Source organism: Solibacillus merdavium (genome assembly GCF_014836935.1).
In the GTDB taxonomy this organism is placed as follows: Bacteria; Bacillota; Bacilli; order Bacillales_A; family Planococcaceae; genus Solibacillus; species Solibacillus ferritrahens.
This window is the reverse complement of sequence record NZ_JACSPW010000004.1, coordinates 58,720-71,591: the sequence shown is the minus strand read 5'-3', so window position 1 is coordinate 71,591 and position 12,872 is coordinate 58,720. Positions and strand designations below refer to the sequence as shown.

At 38.0% G+C, this 12,872-nt stretch carries 15 protein-coding genes; all 15 read left to right on the top strand.

The window, feature by feature from the left end; genetic code table 11:
• The first annotated feature begins 9 nt into the window (after nt 1-9).
• The 15 genes from H9632_RS05980 to atpG all read left to right on the top strand — a co-directional run bounded on the left by H9632_RS05980 (nt 10) and on the right by atpG (nt 12,872).
• Nucleotides 10-468, top strand: coding sequence for a low molecular weight protein arginine phosphatase (locus tag H9632_RS05980; protein WP_318247677.1), 459 nt, complete (start codon nt 10-12; stop codon nt 466-468).
• A 1-nt stretch (nt 469) separates the two neighbouring features.
• Complete coding sequence (locus tag H9632_RS05975; protein WP_191703213.1) at nt 470-1,762, top strand: methyl-accepting chemotaxis protein; 1,293 nt, start codon at nt 470-472, stop codon at nt 1,760-1,762.
• A 185-nt stretch (nt 1,763-1,947) separates the two neighbouring features.
• Nucleotides 1,948-2,301: a c-type cytochrome gene (locus tag H9632_RS05970; protein ID WP_225223705.1), complete on the top strand. Its 354-nt coding sequence runs from the start codon at nt 1,948-1,950 to the stop codon at nt 2,299-2,301.
• Nucleotides 2,302-2,522: 221 nt separating this feature from the next.
• Nucleotides 2,523-2,960, top strand: coding sequence for a ribose 5-phosphate isomerase B (rpiB, locus tag H9632_RS05965; RefSeq protein WP_191703211.1), 438 nt, complete (start codon nt 2,523-2,525; stop codon nt 2,958-2,960).
• 14 nt (nt 2,961-2,974) lie between these two features.
• Nucleotides 2,975-3,520 (top strand): TIGR01440 family protein, encoded by a 546-nt coding sequence (locus tag H9632_RS05960; RefSeq protein ID WP_191703210.1) that lies wholly within the window; start codon nt 2,975-2,977, stop codon nt 3,518-3,520.
• A 76-nt stretch (nt 3,521-3,596) separates the two neighbouring features.
• Entirely contained in the window at nt 3,597-4,841 is a 1,245-nt protein-coding gene (gene glyA / locus H9632_RS05955) for a serine hydroxymethyltransferase (protein WP_191703209.1), read from the top strand.
• A gap of 362 nt (nt 4,842-5,203) precedes the next feature.
• A complete protein-coding gene (gene upp / locus H9632_RS05950; protein ID WP_191700803.1) occupies nt 5,204-5,833 on the top strand; it encodes a uracil phosphoribosyltransferase in 630 nt (209 codons plus the stop codon).
• 119 nt (nt 5,834-5,952) lie between these two features.
• Nucleotides 5,953-7,107 (top strand): non-hydrolyzing UDP-N-acetylglucosamine 2-epimerase, encoded by a 1,155-nt coding sequence (gene wecB, locus H9632_RS05945; RefSeq protein WP_191703208.1) that lies wholly within the window; start codon nt 5,953-5,955, stop codon nt 7,105-7,107.
• Nucleotides 7,108-7,719: 612 nt separating this feature from the next.
• Nucleotides 7,720-8,091, top strand: a complete 372-nt coding sequence (locus tag H9632_RS05940; RefSeq protein WP_191703207.1) for an ATP synthase subunit I — start codon at nt 7,720-7,722, stop codon at nt 8,089-8,091.
• Between the two features lie 30 nt (nt 8,092-8,121).
• Nucleotides 8,122-8,847 (top strand): F0F1 ATP synthase subunit A, encoded by a 726-nt coding sequence (gene atpB, locus H9632_RS05935; RefSeq protein WP_191703206.1) that lies wholly within the window; start codon nt 8,122-8,124, stop codon nt 8,845-8,847.
• A gap of 78 nt (nt 8,848-8,925) precedes the next feature.
• Complete coding sequence (gene atpE / locus H9632_RS05930; RefSeq protein WP_191703205.1) at nt 8,926-9,150, top strand: F0F1 ATP synthase subunit C; 225 nt, start codon at nt 8,926-8,928, stop codon at nt 9,148-9,150.
• A 168-nt stretch (nt 9,151-9,318) separates the two neighbouring features.
• The gene (gene atpF / locus H9632_RS05925) at nt 9,319-9,840 is read left to right on the top strand and encodes a F0F1 ATP synthase subunit B (protein WP_191703204.1); all 522 of its coding nucleotides are present in this window, start codon (nt 9,319-9,321) and stop codon (nt 9,838-9,840) included.
• The gene (locus H9632_RS05920; protein WP_191703203.1) at nt 9,837-10,373 is read left to right on the top strand and encodes a F0F1 ATP synthase subunit delta; all 537 of its coding nucleotides are present in this window, start codon (nt 9,837-9,839) and stop codon (nt 10,371-10,373) included. The genes atpF and H9632_RS05920 overlap by 4 nt, the downstream gene beginning before the upstream one ends.
• Nucleotides 10,374-10,402: 29 nt before the next feature.
• Nucleotides 10,403-11,911 carry a F0F1 ATP synthase subunit alpha gene (gene atpA, locus H9632_RS05915; RefSeq protein WP_191703202.1) on the top strand — a complete coding sequence of 503 codons (1,509 nt, stop codon included), beginning with the start codon at nt 10,403-10,405 and terminating at the stop codon, nt 11,909-11,911.
• 103 nt (nt 11,912-12,014) lie between these two features.
• A complete protein-coding gene (atpG, locus tag H9632_RS05910) occupies nt 12,015-12,872 on the top strand; it encodes an ATP synthase F1 subunit gamma (protein WP_191703201.1) in 858 nt (285 codons plus the stop codon).

Below are 12,872 nucleotides of genomic sequence, written 5' to 3'. Positions count from 1 at the left end.
TTAGAGGGTGTGAAGAAGATAAATATTTACTTTATTTGTACAGGAAACACATGTAGAAGTCCTATGGCAGAAGCAATTTTAAAAGCTAAAAACTATGAAAATATAAATGTACGCTCTGCGGGTATTTATGCTTATGAGGGGAATGGAATGTCCCGAAATGCCGAAGAAATATTATTGCAAAAGGATATTTTCCAACCCCATCACTCTTCGCAATTTACAAAGAGCGATGCACAGTGGGCAGACTTGATTTTAACAATGACGACGGCACATAAAGAAGTGGTTATAAGTCTTGTTGAAGAGGCCGCACATAAAATATTTACGTTAAAAGAATATGTAGAGATGGAAGATGGGGCGGATATACAAGATCCATATGGAGGAAGCCTGCAAATATATGAGCAGACATATAATGAACTAAACGAAGCGATTAATAAACTAGAAATAAAACTAAAATTGGAGGAGAAAATTTAACATGGATTCACAAAAAAAATCATTTAGCTTACGTCGGAAGCTTGTATTATTTGTAGGAATATTAGCACTTATTACATATACATGCAGTTTTGTATTTATCGAATATTTACGTCCGATGTTTTTCGAAAATACTAGTACGAGCCTGTTTCAAATTATTACATATGTATTAGGAATCTTTTGGTCATGTGCATTGGCAGCAGTATTTAGCTTAGTAATTGTACGTCCGTTACAGCGTTTAGAGAGCAGTGCAAATCAAGTAGCTGAGGGCAAGATTGGGAAAGATGTCGACATGCCAAAAACAAATGATGAAATTCGAACTGTAGCAGAGGCATTTCAGGCGATGGTCGTTAATTTACGCAAAATGGTGAATGGCATTGAAGATAATTATAAAACAACAGACAAAACTATCCGAAAGCTATCAGATGAAAGTGTATCTGTAACAAACAATGCTGAACAAATAACGAGCAATATCAGTCAAATTTCATTAGGAGCCGAATCTTCGGCAGTGGCGATTCAGGAAACAGTAGAAGCTATTGAAGAAGTGCGTACGTTGGCATCTGAAGTAAACAATAAAGCACTGCAGACGGCCAGTCGTTCGAAAGACCTTTTATCAAATTTAACTTCAACAACGGATGCGATTCATGGAGTTGTAAATAGTATTCAAAAGATTGCTGCGGATAATGAAAATTCATTAGTTAATATTCGTGAATTAGAAAACAATGCAGAGCAAATTGAACGAATTATAAGTTTAGTAGGAGATATTGCAGGTCAAACAAATTTACTTGCATTAAATGCCTCAATTGAAGCAGCGCGAGCAGGCGAACACGGTAAAGGTTTCGCTGTGGTAGCGGAAGAAGTACGTGGTTTAGCTGACGAAAGTGCTAATGCAGTACAAGGAATTACAAAATTAATTCAAACAATGCAACAAAACGTTTCTATTGTAGTAAAACAAATGAACGAACAAGTTACATTTGCTGCCAATGAATCTTCACGTGTATCTGAAACGACAACAGCCGTTGAAGGCATGACGAAATCAGTGTATGAAATGGCAGATGATGTTGTTCAAATTTCTCAATTAGTTGAACAGCAAATGAAAAATATCGAGCATACATCGCAACAATCGCAAGAAGTAGCCGCAATTGCAGAACAAACATCAGCAAGTGCACAGGAAGTAAGTGCTGCATCTTCAGAACAAGCCCAAGCTATTAAGAAAGTAGAAGCATTGGCAAGTGATTTAAATCAGCAATCTGCTGAGCTATATCGAATGATTCAGCAATTCGATCGAAACGAATAGTTAGATATTGAAAATATTATAAACGTTCCCCTATAATCTTGGATGCATTCCAATTTAATAGGGGTTTTATATTTGTCAAAATTATGACTATGTGTGCCTTAATAAAGGGGTTTGTCGTTTCATGTTGAAATGAATAGGGTATGTACGAAATATTACGTATAAAAATTAATCCTGGAGGGATCGTTTTGAAAAAAATCAAGTACTGGTTGTTAATGGGTGTAGTAGTAGCGGGTTTAGCTGCATGTGGGGATGCAGAGGAAACAGATACGGACTCTACAAATTCAACACCTACTGAATCAACCGAATCAAATGACTCAGCTACGTCAGATGTTTCAGAAGGGGAAAAGGTTGTGAATGCCAGCTGTATCGGCTGTCACGGGGGCGACTTGTCAGGAGCAATGGGACCAAACTTAACTAACCTTTCATTATCTAAAGATGAAATTATCAATATTTTAGAAAACGGTAAAGGCTCAATGCCAGCAGGAACTGCAGCAGGTGAAGAAGAGGCAGTAGCAGATTATCTATTATCTATACAATAAATTGGAAAAGATCGCTCAAATTAGGGTGATCTTTTTTTATATAAACTTTTAAAGCGAAATGTCCAAAAAAATAACAATATTACATTAGTATAGGTTTAATATTCGTGTTTTGTGTATATATTGCGAAACATCTTCGGAAAAGACGTGTCATTTTGATGTAATAAATGGTACACTGATGTTGAATATAATTGTAAATAAAAAAAGAGGTAGGAGGAACCTTCATGAAAATTGCGATTTCATCAGACCACGGTGGAAATAATTTAAGAAAAGAAATTATGTCACTATTGGACGAATTGTCGATAAGTTATGAAGACTTTGGTCCACAAACTGACGATTCTGTAGACTATCCAGACTATGCTCGTCCCGTAGCAGAACGAGTAGCAAAAGGTGAATTTGACCGCGGGATATTAATTTGCGGCACAGGAATTGGTATTTCGATTGCTGCAAATAAGTTTAAAGGCATTCGCTGTGCACTTGTACATGACGTATTTTCTGCAAAAGCAACACGCTGTCATAATGATTCCAATGTATTAGCGATGGGTGAGCGTGTAATAGGGCCGGGATTGGCTAGGGAAATCGTTGAAACTTGGTTGAATACTGAATTCGAAGGTGGACGTCATATCCGCCGCGTAGAAAAGATTTCAGAAATTGAAGGGTAACAAGGAGCGATCTAATGACGGACTTACACGATTTGCAAAATGATTTAAGACAAGCATTAAATGAATTTGAGCAACAAGTGAAGTTTACTGAAGGTCAGCTTTTTGTCGTCGGCTGCTCCACGTCTGAAGTAATGGGCGAAAAGATTGGCACAGCCGGCGCACTCGATGTTGCAAAAGCTCTATATGAAGAATTCTCAAAATTCGCACAAAGATACAATGTCCATTTAGTATTCCAGGGTTGCGAACATATTAATCGAGCTTTAACTCTTGAGTCGGCTACGGCTAAGAAGTACCATTTAGAACCGGTTTCAGTTATTCCAGTTCGCACAGCAGGCGGTTCCATGTCTGCCTATGCATTCTCAAAAATGAATGAACCAGTAGTCGTAGAATCGATACAGGCACATTATGGCATTGATATTGGTCAAACTTTAATCGGCATGCATTTAAAATCAGTAGCGGTACCTATTCGAACATCTGTTAAACATTTAGGTAATGCCGTCATTACATTAGCGACAACACGTCCAAAACTTATCGGTGGAGAACGTGCGCAATATAAGTAACGCTGTGACGTTACATACATCATTTTGAATTGGAAACTCCGGTATATTCGGAACAAAATTTAGGGGGATTTTTATAATGGCATTTGAAAACTTAGCTGGACAAGACAAGGCAATTTTAGACGCAATTCTATTGGAAAAAAAACGTCAAAATACGAACATTGAGTTAATCGCTTCAGAAAACTTCGTATCGGAAGCTGTAATGGAAGCGCAAGGCTCTTACCTTACAAATAAGTATGCAGAAGGCTATCCTGGGAAACGTTACTATGGTGGCTGCGAACACGTAGACGTAGTTGAAAATATTGCGCGCGACCGTGCAAAAGACTTATTCGGTGCTGCATATGTAAACGTACAGCCTCACTCAGGTGCACAAGCAAACATGGCAGTTTACCATACAGTTTTAAAACCAGGAGATACAGTATTAGGTATGAACTTATCTCACGGTGGTCATTTAACGCATGGTTCTCCAGTTAACTTCTCAGGTATTTTATATAATTTCGTAGAGTACGGTGTTACAGAAGATACAAATGTAATCGACTATGAAGATGTAAGACAAAAAGCGTTGGAATCTAAACCGAAGTTAATCGTTGCAGGTGCTTCAGCATACCCACGTGAAATTGACTTTGCAAAATTCCGGGAAATCGCAGATGAAGTAGGCGCATACTTCATGGTAGACATGGCACATATTGCTGGTCTAGTTGCTGCAGGTGAACACCAAAACCCAGTGCCATACGCAGATTTCGTAACAACAACAACACATAAAACGTTACGTGGTCCTCGCGGCGGTATGATCTTAACAAATGATGCAAAATGGGAAAAAGAATTAAATAAATCAGTATTCCCAGGTATTCAAGGTGGTCCATTAATGCATGTCATTGCTGCAAAAGCAGTATCATTTGGTGAAGCATTACAGCCAGAATTTAAAGAGTACGCAAAACAAATTAAACTAAATGCAGCAGCATTGGCTAAATCTTTAATGGAAGAAGGCGTTGAAATCGTATCTGGTGGTACAGATAACCACTTACTTCTATTAAATGTAAAGTCTTTAGGTTTAACAGGTAAAGTAGCTGAGCATGTATTAGATGAAGTAGCGATTACTACGAATAAAAATACGATTCCTTTCGATACAGAATCTCCATTTGTAACTTCTGGAATTCGTGTAGGTACAGCTGCTGTAACATCTCGTGGCTTTAAAGAAGAGGATGTTATTGAGGTAGGTAAAATTATCGCATCTGTTCTTAAAAATCATGAAGATACATCAGTTAAAGAAGAAGCCCGTAAACGTGTTGAAGCTTTAACAGCGAAATATCCATTATATGCATAATTAAATTTAAGCCTTTCTAACTACGATTATGTTAATTAGAAAGGCTTTTTTAATATATTTCGATTGCAATACCTGAAATTTTCCATTAAATATTGAATAAAAACTGTGAACAAAAAGCAATTTGTAGATTTTCATATTGCGAATTGAAGGTTGACAAAAGTTTTTCATAAAAAAAGAGAACAAAATGAAAAAATGGACATATACTAGCTATTTTAGTGATGAATATGTCCTTTTTTATTATTGCGAAATATAAACCTTACCTTGTAAAATAAGACGTTTTTCAAAACATTACTGTGAGAGTTTTCGTTAACTTTTTTTTCTGTTATACTAACTTAGATAAACAACAGTTAGGAGATGTCAATGTGAGTAAAGTATACGTATTTGACCACCCATTAATTCAGCATAAGTTAACTTATATTCGAGATAAAGATACTGGGACAAAAGAATTCCGCGAGCTAGTGGATGAAGTCGCAACATTGATGGCTTTTGAAATTACACGTGATTTACCATTGGAAGAAATTGAAGTGGAAACACCTGTTACGAAAGCAAAGGCAAAAGTACTGTCAGGTAAGAAAATTGCGATTGTTCCAATTTTACGTGCAGGCATCGGAATGGTAGATGGAGTATTAAAGCTAATTCCTGCTGCAAAAGTAGGGCATATTGGTCTTTACCGTGACCCGGAAACTTTAAAGCCGGTAGAATATTATGCAAAACTTCCAGCTGATGTTGAAGAGCGTGACTTTATTATTGTCGACCCAATGTTAGCAACGGGTGGTTCAGCTGTTGAAGCAATCAACTCACTGAAAAAGCGTGGCGCTAAAAGCATTAAATTCATGTGCTTAATTGCTGCTCCAGAAGGTGTGGAAGAAATTCAAAAATTACACCCGGATGTAGATATTTACATTGCATCTTTAGATGAAAAACTAGATGATCACGGCTATATCGTACCAGGTTTAGGGGATGCCGGGGATCGCTTATTCGGTACAAAATAATGAAAACATCAAACGCCCGTGCATAAGTAACGGGCGTTTTATCTTGAATCGGCAGTGTTTGAAACACATGCTGAATCAAAGCAATAATTAATATTCTAGATTAGATAAGGAGCAGAATTATGAAGAAAAAGTATAAAGTTATGACGATTTTTGGGACACGTCCAGAAGCAATTAAAATGGCACCACTTGTGTTGGAGCTAGAAAAGCATTCAGAGGAAATTGAATCAATCGTAACTGTGACAGCGCAACATCGTCAAATGCTTGATCAAGTATTGGAAACGTTCAATATTACACCAAATTATGATTTAAATATAATGAAGGATCGCCAAACATTGGTCGATGTAGCAACAAATGCATTACTCGGTCTTGACCGTGTAATGAAAGAGGCAAAACCTGATATTGTTTTAGTTCATGGAGATACTGCGACAACATTTGTAGGGAGTTTAGCTGCTTTTTATAATCAGATTGCAATTGGCCATGTAGAAGCAGGTTTACGAACAGGTCAAAAATACTCGCCTTATCCAGAAGAGATGAATCGACAGTTAACGGGAGTAATGGCAGATTTGCATTTTGCTCCAACAGAACAATCGAGAGCAAACCTACTAATGGAAAATAAGCTTGATGAGTCAATTTTTGTGACAGGTAATACAGCGATAGATGCACTGAAAACAACTGTAAGTGATCATTATACTCACCCAGTAATCGAAAAGATTGGCACAGACCGAATGATTTTACTGACTGCACATCGTCGCGAAAACTTAGGTAAGCCAATGCGTAATATGTTCCGTGCTATTATGCGTCTATTAAATGAGCATCAGGATATTCAAGTAGTATATCCAGTGCATATGAACCCTGCAGTTCGAGAGGTTGCAAATGAAATTTTAGGTGACAACCCAAGAGTTCATTTAATCGAGCCATTGGAAGTGTTTGATTTCCATAACTTTGCAGCCCGTTCATATATGATTTTAACAGATTCAGGTGGTGTGCAGGAAGAAGCGCCATCGTTAGGAAAACCAGTACTCGTTTTACGCGATACGACTGAACGTCCTGAAGGGATTGCAGCGGGCACATTAAAGCTTGCAGGTACAGATGAGGAAGTAATTTATAAAATGGCTAAAGAGCTACTAACAAATAGTAATGCATACGAAGCTATGGCTCATGCTTCGAACCCATATGGAGATGGATTTGCATCTGCTCGTATTGTGGAAGCGTTGTTGAAGTTCGCACAAAAGCAACTATTGGAAGATATTATTAAAAATGCTGAAACGAGATAAATACTCCCTAGCGCAAAATTATTGACCTTTAATAGGGAAAAATAGGGGATAATACTTATTTTCCATTTGTCAATAGCAAAATTCGCTATTTTTGCTAAAAAAAATTTTCTATGATACTTCACTTTTAGTAAGAATGGAAAAAATGCATGAGATAGCGAATTTTAGCTTTAGTGAAAAAAAGTAGAGAATAATTATGAACATTAATGCACAAATTTGTCAACAATTTGACAAGGAATTTAACTGTGTGAAGTTTTTCACCATTACTAATTGACATCAAAAACCCCCTATTGTATGCTTACAAAGGGTAAGAATGATAAGGGTTTCGTTTAGTCTAAAGACGTTGAAACACTTGTTATATCAAGTTTCTACTAGATTGACGGTTGAAACGAAATTCGTCAATTTGCAACGTTTTGCGTCTGGATTAAGTCCGTGAAGATTAAGAGACATTTAGAAGTATGAAATGAATGTTTACTATGTGATTTGTCTATAGTAAAAATTATTTAGTACTTGTAACGGCCTCTAATTTTGTAGTGCATTCACTACGATTTAAATTCATTTAATGGTCGATGAACACTTTCTTTACTCGAAAAAGTTTCAGGAGATTAATTGCCAATGCTAAATTTGCATCACATTTTTGCAATGCAGAAGAAAGCGTTCTTTTTTTTGCTTGTTGTTTGTGCGTTAGGCTGGGGATTTTCACCATATGATTCTGTGTTTGCTGGTATAGCCCTGGGTGCGTTCTTTGGTACGTATAACTTTTGGATATTAGTTCGACGTATGGAAAAATTTGACCGTTCCATTAGTGAAGGGACAAAAGTAGCATCTATCGGCACAGCGCTTCGCTTTGGATCAGGTGTTGCCGCAGTCGCAATCGCAATATCGTTGCCACAATATTTTCACTTAATAAGCACGGTCATTGGGCTGATGATTCCGTACATCTTTTTAGTAGTAGAAAGACTTGTACATCACAAAAAAAGCCACTAAGGTGCATTTGAAAGAGAGGTGAATGCAAAAATGGATCATACAGCTCCAGAGCTACACTTGGATTTAGGCTTTATGACGCTTACTTTCAACTTATCTACAGTGTTAACTCTTCTAGTAACGGCAGCCATCGTATTTTTAATCGCGTTTGTTTCTACAAGAAGACTCGCTTTAAAACCGACTGGTATGCAAAACTTCATGGAATGGATTATGGATTTCGTGAAAAATATTATTAAGAGTAACATGGACTGGAAAACAGGCGGTCGCTTCCACATTCTAGGTATTACATTAATTATGTTTATTGCCGTAGCCAACTTACTTGGTTTACCAATGGGTGGTATTGCATATGGTAGTGATTTATGGTGGAAATCACCAACAGCTGACCCAGTCGTAACAATGACATTAGCTTCGTTGATTTTAGTATTAACTCAGTACTACGGTGTGAAAATGCAAGGTACAGGTGGTTATACTAAAACATTCTTCCAGCCATTGTCATTCTTGTTCCCGTTAAAAGTTATCGAGGAGTTCGCAAATACGCTAACTCTTGGTCTACGTCTTTACGGTAACATTTATGCCGGTGAAATCCTACTAGGTTTACTAGGTCGATTAGCTGGCGCAACTTTATTAGGCTTTGTTGGTGCAATCGTACCAATGATGGCATGGCTAGGATTCTCGATTTTCATCGGATTTATCCAAGCTTTCATTTTCGTTATGTTAACAATGGTTTATATGGCTCACAAAGTGAGTGCAGACCATTAATTATAAATTTCCGCATTCAAATGTAGTGTGGCGATTTGAAAAAAAAAAAACAACACAATCCAAGGAGGATATATTATTATGACAGGTTCAATAGGTTTATTAGCAGCAGCAATCGCAATCGGTTTAGCAGCACTAGGTGCAGGTATTGGTAACGGTCTTATCGTTTCAAAAACAGTAGAAGGTATCGCTCGTCAACCAGAAGCACGTGGCGTTCTACAAACTACAATGTTCATCGGGGTTGCATTAGTAGAAGCATTACCGATCATCGCAGTAGTAATCGCATTCATCGTAATGAACCAATAGTCTTCAATAAGATTATTAAATCCAATGGCGAAGTAGAATTCTTTTGAAACCCTTCGCCATTAGTTTTGTATAAAGAAGGATTACCCTTTTTTTACAAATATTAAAACGAACAAAAAGTAATACAAAATATAGATTTCTATTCAAGCTCTTGAAGGGAGTGAAACAATCGTGTTTTTAGATTATCTTGTACTAGGTGCAGGTGCTACTGGCATTAACTTAGGAGACGCTATCGCAACATTAGTGATTTTCTTAGGATTAATGGCACTTCTTAAAAAGTTCGCTTGGGGTCCTTTAATGGGTATTATGCGCGAACGTGAAGAGTTAGTTGCAAACGGTATCGACGCGGCTGAAAAAGCCAAAAAAGAAACACAAGCACTATTAGAAGAACAAAAGAGCCTTCTTAAAGAAGCTCGTACGGAAGCACAATCGATTATTGAAGGTGCTAAAAAGCAAGGCGAAGCAACACGCGAAGAAATCGTTGTCGCTGCTCGTGCTGAAGCGAACCGTTTAAAAGAATCTGCTGTTCGTGATATCGAAGCAGAGAAAGAAAAAGCAATCGCTGCTGTACGTGAAGAAGTCGTTTCATTATCAGTACTTGCTGCGTCTAAAGTTCTTGGGAAAGAAATTTCTGAAGCAGACAATAGCGCATTAATTAAAGAAACGATTGCGAAGGCAGGCGAAGCGAAATGAGTCAATCGACTGTAGCAAATCGCTATGCTCAAGCAATTTTTGAATTAGCAATTAAGCAAAACGTTCTTACTGAAGTAAGTGCAGATTTCCAGGAGCTTACAAAAGTATTATCTTCAAACGAAGAGTTTATGGCTTTATTAACTGCTCCAAAAATCTCTACTAATCGTAAGAAAGAGCTTATTGCACAAGTTTTAACTGGTGCACAGCCAATCGTAATTAATATGATTCAATTCTTAATCGAAAAGAAACGTTTAAACGAATTATCGGCTGTAGCAGAACAGTACCAAACATTGGCAGCTGCTGCTCAAGGCTCTGCAGATGCAAAAGTTTACTCTACGCGTGAGTTAACGGCTGGGGAGCGTGCAGAAATTTCTGCTGCTTTCAGTAAGTTAGTCGGCAAAGAGCAACTAAACATTACAAACATTATCGATGCGTCATTAATTGGTGGCGTACGCGTTCAAATCGGCAACTATATTTTCGACAGCACTGTAGCATCTAAGCTAGAGGACTTAAAACGAGTATTAGTTGGCTAAATCTTAAGAAATGTGAGAGGTGAACATACATGGGCATCAAAGCTGAAGAAATCAGCAGTCTGATTAAACAGCAGATTGAAGGTTATCAATCGGAATTAAAAGTAAGCGAAGTAGGTACAGTTATCACTGTTGGTGACGGTATCGCTCGTGCTCATGGCCTCGACAACGCCATGGCTGGAGAGCTTTTAGAGTTCTCAAACGGTGTTATGGGTATGGCACAAAACCTAGAAGAAGGTAACGTTGGTATCGTAATTTTAGGAGACTACCTAGGCATCAAAGAAGGCGATGAGGTTCGTCGTACAGGTCGTATTATGGAAGTACCAGTTGGTGAAGCACTAATTGGCCGTGTTGTAAACCCACTTGGTATGCCAGTGGATGGATTAGGTCCAATCAACACAACAAAATCTCGTCCAATCGAAAGTCCTGCTTTCGGTGTAATGGCACGTAAATCAGTACATGAGCCATTACAAACAGGTATTAAAGCGATTGACGCTTTAGTTCCAATCGGTCGTGGTCAACGTGAGTTAATCATCGGTGACCGTCAAGTTGGTAAAACATCGGTAGCAATCGATACAATTTTAAACCAACAAGGCGAAGATATGATTTGTATCTACGTAGCAATCGGACAAAAAGAATCAACTGTACGTAACGTAGTTGAAACTTTCCGTAAGCACGGTGCATTAGATTACACAATTGTTGTAACAGCTTCTGCATCACAACCAGCTCCATTATTATACCTTGCTCCATTTGCAGGTATTTCTATGGCAGAAGAATTCATGTTAGATGGTAAACACGTATTAATCGTGTATGATGACTTAACTAAACAAGCATCAGCATACCGTGAACTTTCACTTCTTCTACGCCGTCCTCCAGGTCGTGAAGCTTACCCTGGTGACGTATTCTACTTACACAGCCGTCTACTTGAGCGTGCTGCGAAGTTAAACGAAACTTACAAAAATGGTTCGATTACAGCGCTTCCATTCGTAGAAACGCAAGCGGGCGATATCTCTGCATATATCCCAACAAACGTAATCTCTATTACAGATGGTCAAATTTTCTTACAATCTGACTTATTCAACTCAGGTGTACGTCCTGCGATCAACGCTGGTTTATCAGTATCACGTGTAGGTGGTTCTGCACAAATCAAAGCGATGAAAAAAGTAGCAGGTACATTACGTCTCGACTTAGCAGCGTTCCGTGAGTTAGAGTCATTCGCTCAGTTCGGATCTAACTTAGACCCGATTACGCTTGGTAAATTAGAGCGTGGTAAACGTACAGTTGAAGTGTTAAAACAAGACTTAAACAAACCACTTAAAGTTGAAAAACAAGTTGCGATCCTTTATGCATTAACTAAAGGTCACTTAGATGATATTCCAGTACAAGACATCGTGCGTTTTGAAAACGAATTCTTAAGCTGGTTAGATACAAACCACACAAACGTTTTAGATCATGTTCGTACAACTAAAGAACTTGCTCCAGACGCAGAGTATGTTGAAGCAATTAACGCATTCAAAAAGACTTTCTCTAAATCTGAGTAAGTAAGAATTGAACGGTTTTTCACGCGTATTTATACAGCGTGAAAAACTGGACAACTCTTTTTTAATAAGAGCTTGATAAAAATCAAAAGGTGGTGAAATACCAGTGGTAAACTTACGCGAAATTAAAGGTCGTATTAACTCTACAAAGTCTACGAAACAAATTACTAAAGCGATGCAGATGGTTTCTTCTTCAAAGTTACGTCGTGCAGAGCAAAATGCTAAGGCTTACGTTCCATACATGGAAAAAATTCAAGAGGTAGTTGGCGCAATCGCAGCAGGTACTAAAGACAGTGGACATCCAATGTTAATGTCTCGTCCTGTTAAGAAAACAGCTTACTTAGTTATCGGTTCTGATAGCGGGTTAGCAGGTGCTTACAACTCAAGCATTTTACGTGAGGTTCAAAACACTATTATTAAACGTCACAAGTCTACAGATGAGTACGTAATCTTAGCAGTAGGTCGTGTTGTTCGTGATTACTTTGTAAAGCGTGGACACAATGTTATTGCAGATGTTATTGGTCTTCCAGATCAACCATCATTTGCTGATATTAAAGAAATCGCTCGTAATGCTGTTGGTATGTTCATTGACGGTACGTATGATGAACTTTATATGTACTACAACCACTTCGTATCTGCTATTCAAAACGAAGTGACTGTGAAAAAAGTTCTTCCTTTAACTGATATTGCACCTTCATCAAACGATGCTTCTTATGAATTTGAGCCATCAGGTGAAGCCATTTTAGAAGTATTACTTCCACAATATGCGGAAAGCTTAATTTATGGCGCTATATTAGACGGAAAAGCGAGTGAACATTCAGCACGTATGACAGCCATGAAAAACGCTACAGACAATGCAAATGATCTTATTGCAGACCTTTCTCTACAATATAACCGTGCACGTCAAGCGGCGATTACACAAGAAATTACAGAAATCGTTGGTGGAGCAGCTGCCTTAGAATAG

Bases quoted from the DNA above. Each gene is read 5' to 3' on its own strand.
- H9632_RS05920 (WP_191703203.1), top strand. From the start codon at position 9,837: ATGAGTCAATCGACTGTAGCAAATCGCTATGCTCAAGCAATTTTTGAA.
- H9632_RS05960 (WP_191703210.1), top strand. From the start codon at position 2,975: ATGACGGACTTACACGATTTGCAAAATGATTTAAGACAAGCATTAAAT.
- glyA (WP_191703209.1), top strand. From the start codon at position 3,597: ATGGCATTTGAAAACTTAGCTGGACAAGACAAGGCAATTTTAGACGCA.
- H9632_RS05940 (WP_191703207.1), top strand. From the start codon at position 7,720: ATGCTAAATTTGCATCACATTTTTGCAATGCAGAAGAAAGCGTTCTTT.
- H9632_RS05975 (WP_191703213.1), top strand. From the start codon at position 470: ATGGATTCACAAAAAAAATCATTTAGCTTACGTCGGAAGCTTGTATTA.
- wecB (WP_191703208.1), top strand. From the start codon at position 5,953: ATGAAGAAAAAGTATAAAGTTATGACGATTTTTGGGACACGTCCAGAA.
- atpA (WP_191703202.1), top strand. From the start codon at position 10,403: ATGGGCATCAAAGCTGAAGAAATCAGCAGTCTGATTAAACAGCAGATT.
- atpE (WP_191703205.1), top strand. From the start codon at position 8,926: ATGACAGGTTCAATAGGTTTATTAGCAGCAGCAATCGCAATCGGTTTA.
- atpB (WP_191703206.1), top strand. From the start codon at position 8,122: ATGGATCATACAGCTCCAGAGCTACACTTGGATTTAGGCTTTATGACG.
- rpiB (WP_191703211.1), top strand. From the start codon at position 2,523: ATGAAAATTGCGATTTCATCAGACCACGGTGGAAATAATTTAAGAAAA.